A 20,956-nucleotide genomic window follows, 5' to 3' on the forward strand; every position below is an offset into this window, starting at 1 on the left:
TCGTAGTGAAATGACAACACAAACGTATTTTTATATTGAAAAATACTACAACTCAGTAAGAAGGCATGGCACCCTAGGGTATAAAAGTCCCATGCAGTACGAACAAGTTAATTAAACCCCGTGTCTACTTTATCGGGGTCAGATCAGACGGCTGACGGCTGACGGCTGACGGCTGACGGCTGACGGCTGACGGCTGACGGCTAATCATTACAACAAAAAACCGCCGTATTTTTCAATACGGCGGCTTCTATTTTGCAAAACTAAAAAACGTTATTAGTCTTTAGCTGCACGGCTCGCACGCTTACGCTCACTTTCAGTTAAGTGACGCTTACGAATGCGGATGTTCTCAGGAGTTACTTCCACTAACTCGTCATCATCGATGAACTCAATCGCTTGTTCAAGCGTGTAGTTTAGTGGTGGAACAAGCGTTTGTGCTTCATCTGTACCCGATGCACGAACGTTTGTAAGTTGCTTACCTTTAAGCGCGTTTACAGTTAGGTCGTTGTCACGGCTGTGGATACCGATAACCATACCTTCGTAAACTTCAACACCGTGACCGATGAATAACTTACCACGGTCTTGTAAGTTGAATAATGCGTTAGTAAGTGCTTTACCAGTTGCGTTTGCAATCATTACACCATTCTTACGAGCACCGATAGTGCCGCCTTTATGTGGACCGTAGTGATCGAATGTGTGGTAAAGAAGACCAGAACCAGACGTTAATGTCATGAATTCAGTTTGGAAACCAATTAAGCCACGGCTTGGGATCATAAAGTCCATACGTACACGGCCTTTACCATCTGGAGACATGTCTGTTAGTTCACCCTTACGAAGACCAATTTGTTCCATGATAGAACCTTGGTGCTCTTCTTGACAGTCGATTGTAAGTGTTTCGTATGGCTCTTCTTTTTGACCATCAACTTCACGAAGGATTACTTGTGGACGAGATACCGCAAGCTCGTAACCTTCACGACGCATGTTCTCGATTAAGATACCTAAGTGTAACTCACCACGACCAGAAACACGGAAGCTATCTGGGTTGTCAGTTTCTTCAACACGTAATGCAACGTTGTGAACAAGCTCAGCTTGTAAACGCTCAAGAATGTTACGTGACGTTACGAATTTACCTTCTTTACCAGCAAATGGTGATGTGTTTACAGAGAACGTCATTGTTACTGTAGGCTCATCAACGCTTAGTGGTGGTAATGCTTCAACGGTATTTACATCACAGATAGTGTCTGAGATTTTCAGCTCACCAAGACCAGTGATTGCAATGATGTCACCTGCGCCTGCAGATTCTGCTTCATGACGCTCAAGGCCTAAGTAACTCATTACTTGGCCAACTTTACCGTTACGCTTAGTACCGTCTGCGCTTACAACAGTCACCTGTTGGTTAGGACGAACAGTACCACGCTTGATACGACCTACACCGATAACACCGATGTATGAGTTGTAGTCAAGCTGAGAAATTTGCATTTGGAAAGCACCTTCAGGATCTGCATCCGGTGGAGATACTTCGTCAACGATCATCTGGAACATTGGTTCCATGTTATCTGATGGCTCGTCTAAATCCATTGTTGCCCAGCCGTTGATAGCTGATGCATAGATTACTTTAAAGTCTAACTGTTCGTCAGTTGCACCTAGGTTATCGAATAAATCGAAAACTTGGTCCATAACCCAGTCAGGACGTGCACCAGGTTTGTCGATTTTGTTGATAACAACAATCGGCGTTAAACCTTGTGCGAATGCTTTTTGCGTTACGAAACGCGTTTGCGGCATTGGACCTTCTTGAGCATCAACAAGTAGTAATACTGAGTCAGCCATCGAAAGTACGCGTTCTACTTCACCACCGAAGTCGGCGTGTCCTGGGGTGTCTACGATATTGATATGGTAGTCGTTCCAAGAGATAGCTGTGTTCTTAGCTAAAATGGTAATACCACGTTCTTTCTCAATGTCGTTTGAGTCCATTACGCGCTCTTCGTTACCGCCGCGCGTTTCTAATGTGCCTGATTGCTCAAGCAGTTTATCAACCAAAGTTGTTTTACCGTGGTCAACGTGGGCGATAATCGCTATATTTCTTAACTTTTCGATGCTCATATTTTTTCTCAGAGAAATTGAATCTCATTGATCCTGCAAGATCTACGCAGTCACCTGCGTTTTCACCAGATGTCCCAGCATAGGATTTAAAAGGGCGCATATTATCCCTTAATAATGGCATGGATGAAAGTTTATCCAATATAAATTTATAAACTTTCTTCAGGCTTTTTATAAGTATCTGTTTTATAAATGACAAATTTATGAAAATTAAAGTGAATCTGAGCTCAAAACTGGCGAAATTTTAGTTTTTGAACCATATTTTGGCACTAAATCGTGTTCATAACCGAAAAATTGGCACGCTTAATAATTGTGCAAAACAAGGTCGCACTTTTTACGCACCAGAATGATCTTTTTACGCACCAACTTAGTGCAATAAAAGTTAACAAAACGAAACCCTGTTCACTTTTTACAAGCCTAAACAAGGTGTTAAAAACATGGCACGAAACCAGCTTATATAAGCGAAAAGCAATAATGCAGCAAAAATAAAACCCAACAATTGGAGGACACATGTCACAATCGGTTTTAGATTTTATCAAAGAAAATGACGTTAAGTTCATTGATTTACGCTTTACTGATACCAAAGGTAAAGAACAGCATGTTTCTATTCCTCATCATCAAATTGATGAAGACTTCTTCGAAGACGGCAAAATGTTTGACGGTTCTTCAATTGCTGGCTGGAAAGGTATCAACGAATCAGACATGGTACTTATGCCTGTTCCTGAGTCTGCGAAAATGGACCCGTTTTCTGAAGAAGCTACACTAATCGTACGTTGTGACGTAGTTGAGCCTTCAACACTTCAAGGTTACGAGCGTGATCCACGTTCTGTTGCAAAACGCGCTGAAGAGTACATGCGCTCTACTGGTATTGCTGACACTGTATTATTCGGTCCAGAGCCAGAATTCTTCCTTTTTGATGACGTTAAATACAAATCAGACATGTCTGGTTCTATGTACAAAATCGATTCTGTAGAAGCAGCTTGGAACTCAGATAAAGATTATGAAGGCGGTAACATGGGTCACCGTCCAGGTGTTAAAGGCGGTTACTTCCCGTGTTCACCTGTTGATTCATCACATGACTGGCGTTCAGCAACTTGTTTAGTTCTTGAAGAACTAGGTCAAGTAGTAGAAGCTCACCACCACGAAGTAGCAACTGCAGGTCAAAATGAGATCGCAACTCGCTTCAATACAATGGTATTAAAAGCTGACGAAATCCAAGAGATGAAATATGTTATCCATAACATGGCTCACTTATACGGAAAAACAGCGACATTCATGCCTAAACCAATCGTAGGTGATAACGGTTCTGGTATGCACTGTCACCAATCTCTAGGTAAAGATGGCGTAAACATCTTCGCGGGTGACAAATACGCAGGTCTTTCTGAAGAAGCACTTTACTACATCGGTGGTATCATCAAGCACGCTAAAGCAATCAACGCATTCGCTAACGCGTCAACGAACTCATACAAGCGTTTAGTACCAGGCTTCGAAGCTCCTGTAATGCTTGCATACTCTGCACGTAACCGTTCTGCTTCAATCCGAATCCCAGTGGTACCGTCTGCAAAAGCACGTCGTATCGAAGTACGTTTCCCTGATCCAACTGCGAACCCATACTTAGCATTCTCTGCAATGCTTATGGCTGGCCTAGACGGTATCAAGAACAAGATCCACCCTGGCGATGCAATGGATAAAGACTTATACGATCTACCTGCTGAAGAAGCAGCTGAGATCCCACAAGTTGCATCTTCTTTACAAGAAGCACTTGCATCATTAGACGCAGACCGTGAGTTCTTAACTCAAGGTGGCGTATTCACTGATGACCTAATCGATGCATACATCGCGCTTAAGAGCCAAGAAGTTGAAAAACTTAACATGACAACTCACCCAGTTGAGTTCGAAATGTACTACAGCGTGTAATACACGCTGTATCAGAATTATCTAAAAGATAATAAATGTGTGTTCTCAAGCCCGCTCTGCGGGCTTTTTTAATGGTAATTGAGCGGGTTCTACTCTACAGTTTTAGTTAAGTGAAAAAATGCAGGGTCGCAGGGTGAAAAGCACAACCTTATTGGTATTATCGTTTTTATTTGCAAGCTTTTTTGGTTATACAGCAGCACAAAAAGTCTATTCTTGGAAAGATGAGAATGGTGTATTAGTATTTTCTGATACTCCTCGCCCCGGTGCTACTGAGGTCAAGTTAAATACCCAAAACCTTACAATGCCTGCAGCTGATACCAGTATTCTTGATACTGCTCCAAGTGCAGTCCCTGTTAACTTTAAAGTGTCAATTGCAGCCCCCGCAAATGAAGAAACTGTGAGAGAAAATACAGGTTCTGTTTATGTTACTACACGAATCAGCCCCCGTTTTGAAACTGGTTTCAAAGTTCAATTACTCGTTGATGGTTCACCTCATGGCGCACCAAGTAATAGCACGACCTTTGCTCTAAGAGAGGTCTTTCGAGGCGAACACACATTACAAGCGAAACTTTTTGATGCAAATAATAAACTCGTTTCAGTTAGCCCTGTCAGCACTTTTTTCATGCACAGAACTTCAATTAATAACGGAAATTAGAATTTTCGACATGATGTCTCGCAAAGCAAAAAGACTATGCTAAGCTGCACTAAATTGAAACGCACTAAAATGGTGCAAACATGCTCAGAGATCTACATTTTAATTCTCAATTACTCGACAGTATTTGGAAAAATTTAAGTACTGCCGTTATTTTACTCGATCATGATTTTAAACTGGTTTACGCAAACGATAGCGCCAGTGAGCTTTTAGGTTTAGGCCCAAAACGTATCATCAACCAACCGTTCGACAACCTATTTAACTACCACTCGATAGATTTAAAACGTATTGCTCAGTATTCGTTGTTTGATGGTGTCGATTGCCACCAACATAGAGCTGACGTGGTGTTCGTCGATTCTCGCCATGCCAAGTTAACTATTAGCACACGCCGAATAAGTAGCAACGATGAAAATTATATCCTGTTCGAATGCCGCCAAATGGATGATGAAATTCGCCATGACCAAGCTTCGAATCAAATGCATCAATATCAAGCTGCCCGTAACCTTATTCGTGGTTTAGCACATGAAATTAAAAATCCTTTAGGTGGAATTCGCGGAGCGGCGCAATTATTGCAGTATGAGGTTGATCAGCAAGAACGTGATCAATGTGCCGAATTAATCATTGAACAAGCAGACCGTTTACGCGAGCTTGTCGACCGTTTACTTGGTCCGAATCAACTGCCACACAAATCCCATGGCAATATTCACCAAGCGTTAGAGTCGGTGATTAAACTGAGCATGTTAGACAACAATGCCAATATCACTTTAGTGAAAGACTATGATCCAAGTATACCGAGTGTATACATAGATCAGAGTAAAATTCAGCAAGTGGTACTGAACATTATTCGTAATGCACAACAGGCACTTGTTGATGGTGGCGAGATAAGAATAAAAACTCGCATCAATCATCAACACAGGCGCCCGGGTAAGGCACCGAAAAAAACCTTGCTGATCCAAATTTCGGATAACGGCCCAGGTATAGACAAGAGCTTACGTGAAACCTTGTTCTACCCAATGATCACCAACAAAGAAAATGGATCAGGGCTTGGTTTATCGATAGCGCAAACCTTGGTTGACCAACATGACGGCCACATTGATTGTGACAGTTGGCCAGGCCATACAGAATTTAATATCTATTTGCCTTTTACGGATTAATGGTTTTTTGGAGTAGTCATGAAAACAGTCTGGTTAGTTGATGATGATGCCTCAATTCGCTTTGTATTGGAAAAAGCGTTGGCACGTGCAGGATTTGACACTGAAAGCTATGCAAACGCACAAGATGTGCTTAACGCATTAAAGTTTAGCCAGCCCACGGTATTGGTATCTGATGTGCGTATGCCTGGCATGGACGGCATGGCGTTACTCGAAACAATTGCCGAGCAAAATCCTGGCTTACCTGTTATTATCATGACAGCTCACTCGGATTTAGATTCGGCGGTAAATGCCTTCCAAAAAGGGGCGTTTGAGTACCTCGCCAAACCGTTTGACTTAGACGAAGCCGTGGCACTGGTAGAAAGCGCCTGTCGTGCTAACTCAACGAAGAAAACTAAACGCAAACAAGCACCACAAACCAATGCGCATATCATCGGTGAAGCACCTGCAATGCAAGAGGTGTTTCGCGCGATCGGTAAATTATCAGCATCAAGTATGAGCGTGCTGATTAATGGTGAGTCAGGGACAGGTAAAGAGCTAGTTGCAAGCGCCCTGCATAACCACAGCCCACGCAAAGAAAACCAATTTATAGCTCTGAATATGGCTGCCATTCCTAAAGAATTAGTTGAGTCAGAGTTATTTGGCCACGAAAAAGGCGCATTTACTGGAGCCGACAGCATTCGTAAAGGCCGTTTCGAACAGGCGAATGGTGGCACTTTATTTTTAGATGAAATTGGTGATATGCCACTCGACGTTCAAACACGTTTATTACGCGTGTTAGCCGATGGTGAGTTTTACCGCGTGGGCGGCCATCAAAGTATTAAAGTTGATGTACGTATTATTGCTGCAACGCACCAAAACCTCGAAGACTTGGTAAAACAAGGTAAGTTTCGTGACGACTTATTCCACCGCTTAAACGTAGTGCGTTTACGCTTACCCGCGCTGCGTGAGCGTACGGAAGATATTGAACGACTAGCACAACACTTTTTACATAAAAGTGCCAAAGAGCTGCAAGTTGACAGCAAAATTTTAAGCCCAAAAGCCACTGAGCAACTACGCCTATTTAACTGGCCAGGTAACGTGCGCCAATTAGAAAACACCTGCCGTTGGTTAACCGTTATGGCGCCGGGTGAACTTATTAGTGAACAAGATTTACCACCTGAAATCGTCGCAGTTACACCAATCGAGCAAGAAGGCGACTGGCTAGATGCATTTCAACAATGGCTTAACCTTGAACTTAAACAAGGTAAAGAGAATATTTGGCCTGCCATTCAAGCACAACTCGAGACTCGCTTGATTAAAACTGCTCTTGCCAACTGTGCTGGGCACAAGCAAGAAGCCGCAGTGAAGATCGGCTGGGGTCGTAATACATTGACCCGCAAGCTAAAAGAGCGCAATATTAGCTAATTTCGCGCAAACCAATGTGAGTCAATGAATTTAATCGAGCACATTCCACTAATTAAACAAATGGAAATTATTAACAGATTACCATTTTTTAGAGAGTTCACATTAAGCGAACGACAAGTGTTATTAGAGTCATTTAGCCATTTATATTTGGTCAAGCAAGGCCGCGCTGTTTTCAAACAATACGATACTGATAAGCGGCTTTATATTGTGCTAAGCGGCTCACTGATGGTATTCAAACAAAGCCATCTTCTTGAACTTGGCACGATTGAGCCTGGTGAATTTATCGGTGAAGGTGCTTTTATCAATAACCGCGAGCACAGTACGAGTGCGCGCGCAAAAGTTGATACCATTTTGTTAGCTATCACCCCTGAAGCACTTACCCGCTTGCCGAATGTGATCCGCGAGAAAATTAAAGATCGCATAATCGAAGGTATGAGTGAACGTATTACTAAGTTAAGCACTTACCTTGAGTCACGTAGCTAGTCCATATACACAATTTGAAATGAGCAATTTAACCAACTTGGGCTATTAACGCGAGCCGTGTAACGGTAGGTGTCTGATGGTTTCATACCAAAAGGGGTACTCACTTCTGGCGTTAAATGGCTGTAACTTTGCGAATAGTTTTTATAATAAATGACTAGGTGGCCGTATAAGTATTCCCAATCAAGAGTAACTTTACTACCGCCAGCAAGAGTAAAGTGAGCTTGCTTATCACTGAATGTAACAACAAGATCATTATACTTGTCTTCAACACATCCTGTGGTGAGTACACGAGCCGGCATAGTAAAATTAGTGGTAGTATTTTTAGCTTTTAAATAAAAGCCAATATTGCCATGATTGTAAAAGTGGTTGGCATCTGTGGTGTATTTGATTTCAACTTCATAACCCAATCCTTGCATAATTTCAGCAAGTTGCTCAGTTTCATGAGTGAGGATTTTATCACTCGATAACATTAAGGTTGCATCCGCAAACTCTCTTGGCACTGGGAGCTGAGTGTATTCATAGGGTAAGCTTTGCTTATTTAATGCTTGCTCTAATAATTGCAACTGCGACTGTTCAAGATTTTCTGTGTATACGTAGACTGTAGCTTGCTGACAACCAGCCAAAATTAAAAATATGGCTGCCGAAATTATCCTTTTCATATTCTTTCTCACTTTAGATTACAAATGTAGTCTAAAGTGAGAAAAACAATAAATCAATTAATTAAGATGTTTTTTTAGCCAACTATTAACACTTTGACGGGTATATAAAATATCTTTAAATAAACGGTGAGTTTGATGCTGAAGCAGTTTTTCTTTATTTGTTTCACCTGAACTTAACTGGCTATGATTATCATTAAAACGCGAAATTAACGCAAAACCTTGTTCTGACTTTTCAGGCTGAGATTTAATTGTTTGCGTTAACAAAGCTCGCACATCATCTGCAGCAAGCAATGACGAATCTTGCAAACCCATTAACTCTTTTCTTAGCGCTGATCTTACGCCCATTACAACTTCTCCTGAACGAATAAAAAATGAAACGGACATGCATTTAGCAATTTGTACACCAATTCCGAACGCGCGCAGTGTACCCAGTAAATACTGCAGTTTTTTTACTGTTTATAAAAATGTCAGATTTTTTATTGCTGTAAATTTTAACCGCCTGAAGAGCTTAAAAATTTAATCTTGGTTCAATTGAGTGCTAGGCTTTATAATGGCTGCGATTGAATTAAGAGAGACCAACATGAACGAAGATTTCATCGAAATTGAACTAGAAGAAGAGCCAATAGAGTTATGCAACTTGTTAAAAGTGCTCGTCCTAGTCGAAACAGGCGGCCAAGCAAAAGCCTTAATTGGTGAAGGTTATGTTGGGGTTAACTATGAAATTTGTACAATAAAACGGAAAAAATTATACAGTGGTGACGTGTTGGCTTTCGATGGTGAGTTGTTCCAACTTACTTTAAGCGAAAATGCAACACCGAATCCTCGCCCACCGGAACCTGTACAAAAAGCACAACCACAAAGTACTGAAGAAGCGCCAAAAAAATCGAAGCGTAAACGTACTAAAAAACCAAAAGTAGACGAAAAAACCGGTCGCCGCCCTATCTCTTTTGGTTAACTAGAGCTTGCTTAGTTAGCATAAATCACCTTTAATTGAACCAGATAATAACAACAATAAAAGGTGATTTATGAATCCTCCAGCTTGGCTCAAGCCACTTGCTTGGGCAGCCCTTGTTTGGAATCTTTTAGGTGTCATTGCGTTTATAATGCAACTGTTGATCACACCCGAAATGATTAACCAACTCCCCGAAGCACAACAAGCCGCATACCGCGACATACCGCTCTGGTCAACGGCTGCCTTTGCGATAGCCGTGTTTGCAGCAAGCTTCGCGAGCATCTTATTACTGGTAAAAAAAGCCCTTGCGCGCGAGTTATTTTTAATCTCGTTTATCGCCGTATTAGTCCAGCAATATTATAATTTTGTGGTGATAGATAGCCTTGCTATGTTTGGTACTAGCGCATTAGCAATGCCATTGTGTGTTATCGTTATTGGTTTACTATTACTGTTTATTAGCCATAAAGGTAAACAACAAAACTGGCTTAACTAAAAACACTTATTTCTGAGGGTAGTTTAAAGTGACTACCCTTTTTATCTGCCTCCTTCCCTTGAAATAAATCACATCAGCAGCAACTATATTAGGTAGCATATTTTTTCATCAGCTAGATGAATTTCTCAGCTGGTATTAAGTTTGCAATAACACTGTGTCTATTTCGAAAAGGAAACAACAAAGCAAGCCAAATTGCTTGCTCAAACCACAGGGGCAAATAATGAATAACAGTTTTGATACCCAAAAGCAGCTTACGATTAATGGTGAGCAATATCATATTCACTCTTTACAAGGTTTAGGCGACAAAGCAAAACGTCTGCCATTCTCTCTAAAAATCTTACTTGAAAACCTGTTGCGCAATGAAGATGGCGTTAATATTAAAAAGCAAGATATCGATGCCTTATTAAACTGGGACCCTCAAGCGAAACCATCAGCAGAGGTAGCGTTTACGCCTGCTCGTGTTGTCATGCAAGATTTTACCGGCGTACCCGCCATTGTCGATTTAGCCGCGATGCGTGATGCCATGGAAAAACTTGGCGGCGACCCTGCGAAGATTAATCCGCTGTCGCCTGCCGAGCTTGTTATTGACCATTCAGTACAAGTTGACGGCTACGGTGAAGATGGTTCATTCGACTTAAATGCAAAACTTGAATATGAGCGTAACAAAGAGCGTTACGAATTTTTACGCTGGGGGCAAACTGCCTTCGATAACTTGAAAGTCGTGCCACCAGCAACCGGCATCGTACACCAAGTTAATTTAGAATATTTAGCCCGCGTGGTATTTAACGATAGTAAAAATGGTAAATCACTCGCCTACCCAGATACCCTAGTCGGAACCGATTCGCACACCACCATGATCAATGGTCTTGGGGTACTAGGCTGGGGTGTCGGTGGTATTGAAGCCGAAGCCGCAATGCTTGGTCAACCGATTAGCTTACTTATTCCACAAGTGGTTGGCTTTAAGCTCAATGGTCGCCTGCCAGAAGGCACAACTGCAACCGACCTTGTACTAACCGTGACAGAAATGCTGCGTAAGCATGGCGTAGTAGGTAAATTTGTTGAGTTTTATGGTGATGGTCTTGCTGATTTACCGCTTGCAGACCGTGCAACTATTGCAAACATGGCGCCTGAGTATGGTGCAACCTGCGGTATTTTCCCAATTGATGATGAAACCATCAACTACCTACGTTTAACTAACCGCGATGACAAACAACTTAAACTCATCGAGGACTATGCTAAGCACCAAGGTTTATGGCGTAACCCTGGCGATGAAGCTCATTATACCGACACACTAGAGTTATCACTTGACGATGTTGTGCCAAGCCTTGCTGGACCTAAGCGCCCGCAAGATAGAATTGCCCTTGATAAAGCAGGTAGCATCATTGGTGAGCATTTAAAAGGCTTTCAAGAAGAACGTATGCAACATCGCGATAAAAGCGATGTTCAAGAGGCGCGCATTGAAGACGAGGGCCCAACCACTAACCCTGATGAGCCAGTAAACGAAGCACAGTTTATGGGCGCAGCTAAGGTTAACTTTAAAGGCGAAGAGTTTGAGCTTAATGATGGTGCTTGTGTCATTGCTGCAATTACAAGTTGTACAAACACGTCAAACCCAAGTGTTATTTTAGCTGCTGGCCTAGTGGCTAAAAAAGCCAAACAATTAGGATTAAAGGTTAAGCCATGGGTTAAAACCTCACTTGCTCCTGGCTCACAAGTTGTGACTGATTACTTGAAAAAAGCCGACTTAATGGATGATTTAGATTCGTTAGGCTTTAACCTTGTCGGTTATGGTTGTACAACCTGTATCGGTAACTCAGGCCCACTAGCTGATGAAATCAGTGAAGCTATTCAAAAGCATAAACTAGTTGTAAGCTCTATTTTATCGGGTAACCGTAACTTTGAAGGCCGTATTCACCAAGATGTGAAAATGAACTTTTTAGCGTCACCACCCCTTGTGGTTGCATACGCAATTGCGGGTCGTACAGATATAGACGTGTATAACGAGCCGCTTGCGCAAGACCCTAATGGTAATGACATTTATCTAAAAAATATCTGGCCAAGTGTTAGTGAGGTAAACGAACTCGTCCGCGAGACCGTGACCAAAGAAATGTTCGCATCAAGCTATGGCAATGTGTATCAAGGTGATGATCGTTGGCAGAAAATTCAAATTCCTGATGGCAAACTTTATGATTGGGATGATGCGTCAACCTACATCAAAAAAGCGCCATTCTTTGATGGCATGGAGATTGAGCCTCCGGGCATTCCGAGCATTAGTGGTGCGCGCTGTTTAGCAAAATTAGGTGACTCAGTTACCACTGACCACATTTCGCCAGCAGGTGCGATTAAAGCGGATGCGCCAGCAGGTCTTTACTTGCAAGAGCACGGTGTGCAAAAAGCGCAATTTAACTCGTATGGTTCGCGTCGTGGTAACCACGAAGTGATGATGCGCGGTACCTTTGCTAATGTGCGTTTACGTAATCTATTAGCACCGGGTACCGAAGGTGGTGTGACCCGTATGCAACCAAGTGATGAGCTCGCCAGTATTTATGATGCAGCGATGCAATATCAGCAAGATGGTACGCCACTGATTATTTTAGCGGGCGCGGAATATGGCACAGGCTCATCACGCGACTGGGCTGCTAAAGGTTCACTTTTACTTGGTGTTAAAGCCGTTATTGCACAAAGTTATGAGCGTATTCACCGTTCAAATCTGATTGGTATGGGTGTTTTACCCCTACAATTTAAAGAAGGTGAAAGCTATGAGTCACTCGGTTTAACCGGCCAAGAGTCGTTCGATTTTGAAGGCTTATACGACAAAACCAATGAAGTCAGTGTGATTGCCACTAACAGCGAAGGCAAACAAATTAGCTTTAGTGTTGATGTTCGTATAGATACCCCGAAAGAATGGGACTACTACAAACATGGCGGTATTTTACAGTATGTTCTGCGTAATATGCTGGCTGAGCAGTAATTGCTTTTAAGTTAACTAAGGGGCTGAATTTTCAGCCCCTTTTTTACAATAAATTGCAGTTTAGGCCAACATACTTATTTACAAAAAATGAAAAGCGCATAAAAACCAGCGCGTTAAAATTAGACAAATAACCGACACTTGCTTGATTTAGAACAATCCTCTTAATGACAACAGTACCTACACTTTAATTAAGGCTAAAGTGAGGTGCTTGTATGACTGAACAAACCATCATTCGAATCTTAAAAACCTTTATTATTTTAGGTATTTGTCTAATCATTTTGGGGCATTCTTTATTAGCCGGCAATTACTTAAGTGATAGCATGGGTATACATGGCATTATGATAAGCGCAGTGTGTATTGCTGTTGGTGTGCTGTTCTCGTTACCCACCAAAATTTATCTCACTATTTTACTGATGAAAATGGAAAGCGATCTCACAGCGCAAAACAAACAAAGCTAATTCCCACCTTACTCTTTGAGCTGCTGCTCAAGTTGCTTATTACGTTGCTCCATAAGCTGTTTTACTTGCTCAGCATCTTGCATCATCTTTTGTACATTTTTAGGGTCGTATACCCCAAGCACTGAAGGTACTTCGTCAGTTTTAACTGTTGCTGCTTGCTTTTCATCAGCTTGAAAAGTCTCTGCAGGTAACACAGTTATATCGTTCGGATCCAAAGTTACTGTAGTACTAACGTAATTAGGGTGAGGGGTATCAGCATAGTGCCACTGACCATGTTCATCTTGCCATTTATACACGACGACAGGTGCATCCGCGTTTTTGCTCAAGCTCAACTTCTCAGTGAGCTTTTTTGCTTGGCTGGTCAGTGTATCGGCACCTTGCGAAGCAAAATCACTCACATCACCACTTACTTTTTCTGAGTAACGCTCGAACATGCTCAGCTCTAGGTAAGGTTTACCGTCTGGCTTTTTAATATAAAACAGCAGGGCAACACTGGTCAGTAGCAACATAACCGCAAGATAACAAAAACGCTTAATCATTCCATTTACCGATTATTGGTAGTTACTCTCAATCTTAGCAAATTCACCGGATGATTTAAGATTTTTCATAAATTCGTTAAATTGCTCGCTCATATGCTTACCTTTTTCATTGTATGTAAACTGTAATTGCATCGGCGCTCTGCCCACACTGTAATCACTTACCGTGAATTTCTTAAAGACATGATTTCTTGAGGCATACCACTGCAATGTGTTTTTTGAGATGACGGCAACACGTTGATTTTGCTGCATATCGACTAAAGCATTCAACATATCTATTTCAGAGTAAAAATCTTCACGATGCAACTTGCCAGCTGAAAACAATGCTTCAAATTGCGGGTAAGTGTAACCAAAGCGAGCCATCAACACATAGCCGCCGAGCTCATCAATCGCTGGAATATGACAACCTCTGGGCATAACTAAAATATCTTCAACAATCGCAATACTATCACTCCAATAATATTGATTATCTCCACGATACCATTGCTCAGACTCTAAACGAACATCAACCTGACCCTCATCAAGTAAATGCTGCGAACGCACTTCTGGTACCAGCATGTACTGAAGATCATAATTATATTTTTCGGCAAAGCGGCTTAATAGATCAGCGACTAGGCCTTTTTGACCGCTATCAACAAAATGATAAGGTGGGTAATCCGTGTCATACAACGCAACACGTAAAGTTTCTGCTCGCACTAAAGGCGTAATTAATAGCAATAATAAAAAAACAACGGCACGACTCATAATTTTCTCTCATAAAATTGAGCCAGGGATTGTATATAAATAGCACAAAAAAAGCGCAGGCTAAGCTGCGCTTTGAGAAAATTCTGATAGGAATTTAGGATTAGATACCGTCACCATCAATATGTAAGCCACATTCACGGTTTAAACCGAAGAAACGCGTTTCTTCTTCTGTCATGCCAGGCTCAAGTTTACGGGTGGTGTGAACATCACCCATAGACACATAACCTTGCTCCCAAAGCGGGTGATACGGCAAATCATGCTTAGTTAGATACTGATAAATATCGCGGTTATTCCACTCGATAAGTGGGTACACTTTCACTGTGCCACGGCTAATTTCAACAATTTGCTTATCAGCACGGCTTGATGACTGATCACGACGCAAACCACTAAACCAGGTGCCTGCTTGCAGCTCGTTTAAAGCGCGAGTCATTGGCTCAACTTTATTCAGTTGATTGTACTGCTTAATACCCTCTTCACCTTGCTCCCAAAGTTTACCAAACTTTGCTTCTTGCCACGCTGGGCTAAGCTGTGCTTTATAAACCTTAAGATTAAGCGAAAGTCGCTCCGTCATTTGCTCGATGAACTGATAGGTTTCAGGGAACAAATAACCCGTATCAGTCAGTACCACAGGAATATCTGGCTGCTGTGATGTCACTAAGTGCAACATCACCGCCGCTTGAATACCAAAGCTAGACGACAAAAAGTGCGTGCTTGGTAAGTTTTCAAGTGCCCACGCAACACGCTCTTCTGCGCTTTTATCAGTCAGAAGACCATTAATATCAGCCAGCATGGCTGTTTGGTCTTCTTTGCTCATCGTTAAGATGTCTTTAAATTCACTCATGGTTAATTCCAAACCTTAAAGCGGTGTCGCTTATAAAATTATGCGTGAAAATCGGTTACTGAAACTTTAACTTCAGCAACAATGCCTTTGCGAATTACAAAATCACCAAAACACTCGCCTTCATTACGCTCACTTGCCCATTGGCCAATTAGCTTATCGAATGCGTCTAGGTATACGTCTTCGCCAACATTTTCTAAATACAATTTTGGAATACGCGTGCCTTCACGGTTACCACCTAAGTACACGTTGTATTTACCCGGACCTTTACCAACCAGACCCGCTTCTGCCAACATTGCGCGGCCACAGCCATTCGGACAACCCACGACACGCATAATGATGTTGTCATCGCTAATGCCGTGCTTAGCTAATAGCGCTTCTGTTTTCTCAATTAAGCTTGGTAAATAACGCTCTGCCTCAGCCATCGCTAGCGGACAGGTTGGTAATGCCACACACGCCATTGAGTTTTTACGCTGCTCTGTATGGCTGTCATCAATTAAGCCATGGTTGCGAGCAATCTCTTCGATTACCGCTTTTTGATCAGCCGGAACACCTGCGATGATCAAGTTTTGGTTTGCAGTCATGCGGAAATCACCTTGGTGAATTTCAGCAATTTTACGGCAACCTGTTTTAAGAGGTTGATTTGGGTAATCTAAAATACGGCCACTTTGGATAAACAGCGTTAAGTGGTGCTTACCATCAATACCTTCAACCCAACCGATACGGTCACCACGGTGAGTGAACTCATACGGGCGGCTTTGCTCAAATTGAACACCGGCACGTTTTTCAACTTCAGCTTTAAATACATCAGAACCTACACGGTCTAGTGTGTATTTAGTTTTCGCATTTTTACGATTTGAGCGGTTACCCCAATCACGCTGTACAGACACCACGTGCTCAGCAATTTTTAACGTGTGCTCAAGTGGAATGAAACCAAAGTCATCTGCTTTACGAGGATACGTTGCTGTATCACCGTGAGTCATCGCAAGACCACCACCTACTAACACGTTAAAACCAACTAACTTGCCGTTTTCTGCAATTGCTACAAAGTTTAAGTCGTTCGCATGCACATCCACTTCATTGTTCGGTGGAATTGTCACTGTGGTTTTAAACTTACGTGGTAAGTAAGTTGAACCTAAGATTGGCTCTTCAGTGGTTTCACTCTTTTCGCCATTTAACCAAATTTCAGCATACGCTTTAGTTTTTGGTAATAGGTGCTCAGAGATCTTCGCTGCCCACTCGTACGCTTCTTGGTGCAGCTCAGACTCAACAGGATTCGTTGTACATAACACGTTTCGGTTTACATCGCCCGCCGTTGCAATTGAGTCAATACCCACGCTATTAAGCATTTGGTGCATGCCTTTAATATTTGGCTTAAGCACACCATGGAACTGAAATGTTTGACGTGTGGTTAAACGAATACTGCCATAGCTGGTTTTCTCTTCAGCAAACTTATCAATCGCTAACCATTGCTCTGGCTTGATGATACCGCCAGGCATACGAGCACGTAACATAACATTATGTAACGGCTCTAGTTTTTGTTTGGCGCGCTCAGGGCGAATATCACGGTCATCTTGCTGGTACATGCCGTGGAAACGGATCAGTTGGAAGTTATCAGCAGTGAAACCACCGGTGATCTCGTCTTTTAAATCTTGCTCAATGGTGCCACGTAAAAAGTTACTTTCTCTTTTCAAACGCTCGTTATCAGAAAGCTTTACGTTTTTGTCTTGTTCGCTCATGGTATTTCCTAAATTTGTTACAGTGACGGCTGTTAGCTTTAAACGTGATTAGTACACGTCTTTCTGATAGCGGTTTGCGCTACGTAAATCTTTTAAATATTGCTCAGCTTGTTCATCATCTTTGCCGCTATTTTCTTTGATAATGTCTACAAGCGCCTGATGAACATCTTTCGCCATACGGTTTGCATCACCACAGATATAGAAATGAGCACCCGCTTCTAACCAAGCAAATACTTCTTGGCTGTTTTTGCGAAGTTTGTCTTGAACATATACTTTTTCCGCTTGGTCACGGCTAAACGCCACATCCACTTTTGTCAGTAAACCTGACTTCAAGTAACCTTGAATTTCTACTTGATATAAAAAGTCTTGGGTAAAGTGTGGGTTACCAAAGAATAACCAGTTTTTACCGCTTGCTTCACGGGCATCACGCTCTTGTAAAAACGCACGGAAAGGTGCAATACCTGTACCCGGACCTACCATGATAATTGGCGTTTCATCATTAGCCGGTAAACGGAAATTATCGTTATGCTCGCTAAATACTTTTACTTTGCAGCCTTCTTCAGCACGACGTGCTAAATAGCCAGAACAACCACCTAAGTGCTCGCTACCGAATGCATCAAACTCAACCAAGCCCACCGTTAAATGAACTTCTTCTTCAACTTCTGCTTGGCTAGATGCAATCGAATATAAACGTGCTTGTAGTTTACGTAAGCAGTCTACTAATGTTTGCGCTTCTAGTTGAGCTGGGTTTTGAAGAATAATATCGAAGATTTGGCGAGGCTCAATGTACTCACGCATTGCCGCTCTATCTTCAACTAGCTTTAATAAATCAGGGTTGCCCGTTGCTGTTGCATATTTTTCAACAAAGCCAGGGTAAGACTGAGTTAATTCTAATTTTTCGATTAATGCATCACGAATACTTAGTTCTTCGTCGCCGAGTTTAACCGTACTAGATGAATCGATTTGTGTAAGCGCAAGGACTTCATCAACAAGCGCTTCGTCATTTAAGAAGTAAACGCCTAGCGAGTCACCCGGTGTATAGGTAATGTCTGAACCTTCTAATGAAATTTCAACATGACGCACATCTTTGGTTGAATCACGACCGGTAATTTTTTGCACAACGCTAAGCTCTGCAGCAAATGGGTTTTGCTTGGTGTATTGGCTTGCTGCTGGTGCCGCGGCACCAAATGGCATCGCCACAACTTGACCACCACTTGCTTGCTGCTGCGCTTTAAGATCAGGTTCAAACGCATCAAGTGCACCGTCAATCCACTTAGCAGCTTCATCATCGTAATCAACATCTAAGTCAGCACGCTGGAAAATAGTTTCTGCGCCAAGCTTGTTAAAACGCTCTTCAAAATCTTTTGCTGTTTGGCAGAAGAACTCGTAGCTTGAATCACCTAAGCCGATCACAGCCACTTTAACACCATCTAGTTTTGGTGCTTTTTTAGTCGTTAAGAATTCATGCAGACTTTCAGCGTCTTCTGGTGGTTCACCCTCACCGTAAGTTGAAACAACAACCGTGATGAACTTTTCTTTTTTCAGGGCAGTTGGTTTGTAGTCAGCCATGTTTACTAACTTAACCGTTAGACCGCGCGACTCTGCTTGCTCTTTTAACTTACTTGCCACGCCTTTTGCGTTACCCGTTTGAGAGCCGTATAAAATAGTTAGCGGGGCCGCATCACCTGCATCTGGAGCGGCTGCAACACCACCGGTTAATGCACCTGCGTTGGCATTTGCAGCTAAGTAACCACTTACCCACGCTTGCTGAATTGGATTAAGTTCAGCCACTAAGCCTTGCAGCTTTTGTACTTGCTCTTGCGATAGCGGGCTCGCCGCTGCATTTAGTTGACTTAACAACATGAATTTATTCCTCGTAACCCTGAAAAGTTAACTGCGAAACGAACTTGCTACCGTCATTTCGCGAACAATTTTTTCGACTTTAAAGACCTAATAAAAACGCTTTAAAGGTTTATCTGAGCGTGAAGAATAACGAGGTCTGAGGCGATTAAAAAAGAATAGAATCTGCTTTGATATTCCATTTAGTTATTAATTTAGTATTTATCCAAAAAAAACATGTTAAAAGCAAAAATTCCCAAATAAGAAACTTTTATTAATTAACATTATTGCAACATAAGACAATTAGCCTATACTCGCTGTGTTCATTTTAAGAACAGCAATAACTATTAAAAAATATGAAAAGGAAAATACAATGTCACACGGGACATGTAAAAAATATATGCTAGCCAGTGGCTTACTGTGCCTAGCGAGTTCAGCATTGGCAAATGTTAATAACGCCAGCTTCGAAAGCTGGTCAGCAAACACCCCTGCAAGCTGGAGCACCATAGATAGCGGTATTAGCCTTAGCGCTAATAGTAATGTGGTTTACTCAGGTAATTACTCAGCGCAAGTCGTGGTTAATACTGGCACGCAAAGTAATACCGATTTACAGCAGCTAGTTGATGTAGTGGCGGGTGAAACTTATGAGTTTTCAGCTTGGGTTTACCATACAGAAGGCGGCGTAAGAGCTCGCTTAGTGGTTGATGGCTATCAAGGCTATTCTAATTCAGCATTAACTAATCAATGGCAACAAATCAGTTATCAGTACACAGCCTCTGCTACCACATCAATTAATGTTGGCCTGCGCTTTTACGACGTAACTGGTTTTGATGGCAGCGAAGTAGTTTATGTAGATAACTTTGCACCAAGCACTGGCGCAACCCCACCACCTTCGGGCAGCTGCGCCTATAACCAAGTGTCTTTAACCCTCACTACCGATAACTATGGAGAAGAAACCAGCTGGCAAATCACCAATAGCCAAGGTAGTGCAGTAGCATCAGGCGGCAGCTATGCAGCAAATACTCAGTACAGTGAGCAAGCATGTTTAACGGATGGTGACTATAGCTTTACTATTTTTGATAGTTATGGTGATGGCATATGCTGCTCATTCGGCAATGGCAGTTACAGCCTTTCATTAGGTCAAACAGTACTTGCCAGTGGTGCAAGCTTCCAAAGCTCAGAAGCAACGCCGTTTAGCCTAGGCGATAGCTCAGGCGGCGGTGACGGTGGTGGTACAACCCCAACAGAGCCATCGGGATACTATGTTACAACGCAAGGCCTTAGTGGTTATGCACTAAAAACAGAGTTATACAACATCATTAAAGATCACAACTCACAAGGCTATTCTGCGATTTGGAGCTTTTACGATGTTGCTTCACGCGATAAGTATTTTGAAAACGACAACTCTATTTTAGATCGTTATTCAGAAAACCCTGCAGGCCAAGACAGCTACAACTATGTTGCTGTGAGCGACCAATGTGGGACATACAACAGCGAAGCAGACTGCTACAACCGTGAGCATTCTTTCCCGAAAAGTTGGTTTGGTGGAACAATTGAGCCAATGAATTCAGACGTACATCATATTTTTGCCACTGACGGTTATGTCAATTCAAAACGCAGTAACTACCCATTTGGTGAAGTAGCTAGTGCAAACTATACCTCTAGTAACGGCAGCAAAGTAGGTAGTGCAGCCAGCTCATTAAATTACTCAGGAACGGTTTTTGAACCAATTGATGAATTTAAAGGTGACTTTGCAAGAGCGTACTTCTATATGGCAACACGCTATGAAAACGTGATTGGCTCATGGCAAAACAACACAACCTACAGTAACGCTGTACTGAATGGTTCATCTAATCAGGTCTTTGAGAGCTGGGTCGTTACTATGTTATTAAAGTGGCATAACGAGGATCCCGTTAGCCAATTAGAGCTTGACCGTAACCAAGCCGCTTATGAACATCAAGGTAACCGCAACCCATTTGTGGATCACCCAGAATTTGTAGAAATGATTTGGTAACTTCGTTAA

19 protein-coding genes are annotated in these 20,956 nt (G+C 42.2%); 11 read left to right on the forward strand and 8 right to left on the reverse strand.

From position 1 onward, the window contains the following. Positions 1–10: 10 nt before the first annotated feature. Positions 11–115 carry an IS3 family transposase gene (locus IRQ78_RS20800; protein WP_138602026.1) on the forward strand — a complete coding sequence of 35 codons (105 nt, stop codon included), beginning with the start codon at positions 11–13 and terminating at the stop codon, positions 113–115. A 158-nt stretch (positions 116–273) separates the two neighbouring features. Here IRQ78_RS20800 and typA read toward each other — a convergent pair whose 3' ends face one another. Beyond that, positions 274–2,097 (reverse strand): translational GTPase TypA, encoded by a 1,824-nt coding sequence (gene typA, locus IRQ78_RS12950; protein WP_054552393.1) that lies wholly within the window; start codon positions 2,095–2,097, stop codon positions 274–276. A 507-nt stretch (positions 2,098–2,604) separates the two neighbouring features. Between typA and glnA the strand changes: the two genes are divergently transcribed. The 5 genes from glnA (at position 2,605) to IRQ78_RS12975 (ending at position 7,704) form a co-directional block, all read left to right on the forward strand. After that, entirely contained in the window at positions 2,605–4,011 is a 1,407-nt protein-coding gene (gene glnA / locus IRQ78_RS12955; protein ID WP_054552391.1) for a glutamate--ammonia ligase, read from the forward strand. Between the two features lie 118 nt (positions 4,012–4,129). After that, a complete protein-coding gene (locus IRQ78_RS12960; protein ID WP_194442441.1) occupies positions 4,130–4,666 on the forward strand; it encodes a DUF4124 domain-containing protein in 537 nt (178 codons plus the stop codon). Between the two features lie 80 nt (positions 4,667–4,746). Beyond that, positions 4,747–5,817 carry a nitrogen regulation protein NR(II) gene (gene glnL, locus IRQ78_RS12965; protein WP_054552389.1) on the forward strand — a complete coding sequence of 357 codons (1,071 nt, stop codon included), beginning with the start codon at positions 4,747–4,749 and terminating at the stop codon, positions 5,815–5,817. A gap of 18 nt (positions 5,818–5,835) precedes the next feature. Continuing rightward, positions 5,836–7,221, forward strand: a complete 1,386-nt coding sequence (ntrC, locus tag IRQ78_RS12970) for a nitrogen regulation protein NR(I) (protein ID WP_054552388.1) — start codon at positions 5,836–5,838, stop codon at positions 7,219–7,221. 24 nt (positions 7,222–7,245) lie between these two features. Further along, the gene (locus tag IRQ78_RS12975; protein WP_138599054.1) at positions 7,246–7,704 is read left to right on the forward strand and encodes a cyclic nucleotide-binding domain-containing protein; all 459 of its coding nucleotides are present in this window, start codon (positions 7,246–7,248) and stop codon (positions 7,702–7,704) included. Here IRQ78_RS12975 and IRQ78_RS12980 read toward each other — a convergent pair. Beyond that, positions 7,701–8,363 (reverse strand): hypothetical protein, encoded by a 663-nt coding sequence (locus IRQ78_RS12980; protein ID WP_194442442.1) that lies wholly within the window; start codon positions 8,361–8,363, stop codon positions 7,701–7,703. The genes IRQ78_RS12975 and IRQ78_RS12980 overlap by 4 nt on opposite strands. Before the next feature lie 57 nt (positions 8,364–8,420). Beyond that, the gene (locus IRQ78_RS12985; RefSeq protein WP_062566674.1) at positions 8,421–8,708 is read right to left on the reverse strand and encodes a hypothetical protein; all 288 of its coding nucleotides are present in this window, start codon (positions 8,706–8,708) and stop codon (positions 8,421–8,423) included. 235 nt (positions 8,709–8,943) lie between these two features. Between IRQ78_RS12985 and IRQ78_RS12990 the strand changes: the two genes are divergently transcribed. The 4 genes from IRQ78_RS12990 to IRQ78_RS13005 all read left to right on the forward strand — a co-directional run bounded on the left by IRQ78_RS12990 (position 8,944) and on the right by IRQ78_RS13005 (position 13,237). Next, on the forward strand, positions 8,944–9,318 hold the full coding sequence (locus IRQ78_RS12990; RefSeq protein ID WP_194442513.1) for an RNA-binding S4 domain-containing protein: 375 nt from the start codon (positions 8,944–8,946) through the stop codon (positions 9,316–9,318). A 70-nt stretch (positions 9,319–9,388) separates the two neighbouring features. Then, entirely contained in the window at positions 9,389–9,808 is a 420-nt protein-coding gene (locus IRQ78_RS12995) for a hypothetical protein (RefSeq protein ID WP_054552384.1), read from the forward strand. Between the two features lie 220 nt (positions 9,809–10,028). Then, positions 10,029–12,779, forward strand: a complete 2,751-nt coding sequence (acnA, locus tag IRQ78_RS13000; protein ID WP_138599057.1) for an aconitate hydratase AcnA — start codon at positions 10,029–10,031, stop codon at positions 12,777–12,779. A 212-nt stretch (positions 12,780–12,991) separates the two neighbouring features. Next, the gene (locus IRQ78_RS13005; RefSeq protein ID WP_194442443.1) at positions 12,992–13,237 is read left to right on the forward strand and encodes a hypothetical protein; all 246 of its coding nucleotides are present in this window, start codon (positions 12,992–12,994) and stop codon (positions 13,235–13,237) included. 8 nt (positions 13,238–13,245) lie between these two features. On the opposite strand, the gene IRQ78_RS13010 is transcribed toward IRQ78_RS13005, so the two are convergent. The 5 genes from IRQ78_RS13010 to IRQ78_RS13030 all read right to left on the reverse strand — a co-directional run bounded on the left by IRQ78_RS13010 (position 13,246) and on the right by IRQ78_RS13030 (position 18,957). After that, entirely contained in the window at positions 13,246–13,776 is a 531-nt protein-coding gene (locus IRQ78_RS13010) for a DUF4124 domain-containing protein (protein ID WP_194442444.1), read from the reverse strand. Between the two features lie 12 nt (positions 13,777–13,788). Then, positions 13,789–14,517, reverse strand: coding sequence for a substrate-binding periplasmic protein (locus IRQ78_RS13015; RefSeq protein WP_194442445.1), 729 nt, complete (start codon positions 14,515–14,517; stop codon positions 13,789–13,791). A gap of 100 nt (positions 14,518–14,617) precedes the next feature. Next, positions 14,618–15,358, reverse strand: coding sequence for a phosphoadenylyl-sulfate reductase (locus IRQ78_RS13020; protein ID WP_194442446.1), 741 nt, complete (start codon positions 15,356–15,358; stop codon positions 14,618–14,620). Positions 15,359–15,396: 38 nt separating this feature from the next. Continuing rightward, positions 15,397–17,094 (reverse strand): assimilatory sulfite reductase (NADPH) hemoprotein subunit, encoded by a 1,698-nt coding sequence (gene cysI, locus IRQ78_RS13025; RefSeq protein ID WP_062566681.1) that lies wholly within the window; start codon positions 17,092–17,094, stop codon positions 15,397–15,399. A gap of 48 nt (positions 17,095–17,142) precedes the next feature. Next, positions 17,143–18,957, reverse strand: a complete 1,815-nt coding sequence (locus IRQ78_RS13030) for an assimilatory sulfite reductase (NADPH) flavoprotein subunit (protein WP_194442447.1) — start codon at positions 18,955–18,957, stop codon at positions 17,143–17,145. 349 nt (positions 18,958–19,306) lie between these two features. Between IRQ78_RS13030 and IRQ78_RS13035 the strand changes: the two genes are divergently transcribed. Further along, positions 19,307–20,947 carry an endonuclease gene (locus IRQ78_RS13035; protein WP_194442448.1) on the forward strand — a complete coding sequence of 547 codons (1,641 nt, stop codon included), beginning with the start codon at positions 19,307–19,309 and terminating at the stop codon, positions 20,945–20,947. Positions 20,948–20,956 lie beyond the last annotated feature (9 nt).

This window comes from Pseudoalteromonas simplex (assembly GCF_015278155.1).
Taxonomy (GTDB): Bacteria; Pseudomonadota; Gammaproteobacteria; order Enterobacterales; family Alteromonadaceae; genus Pseudoalteromonas; species Pseudoalteromonas simplex.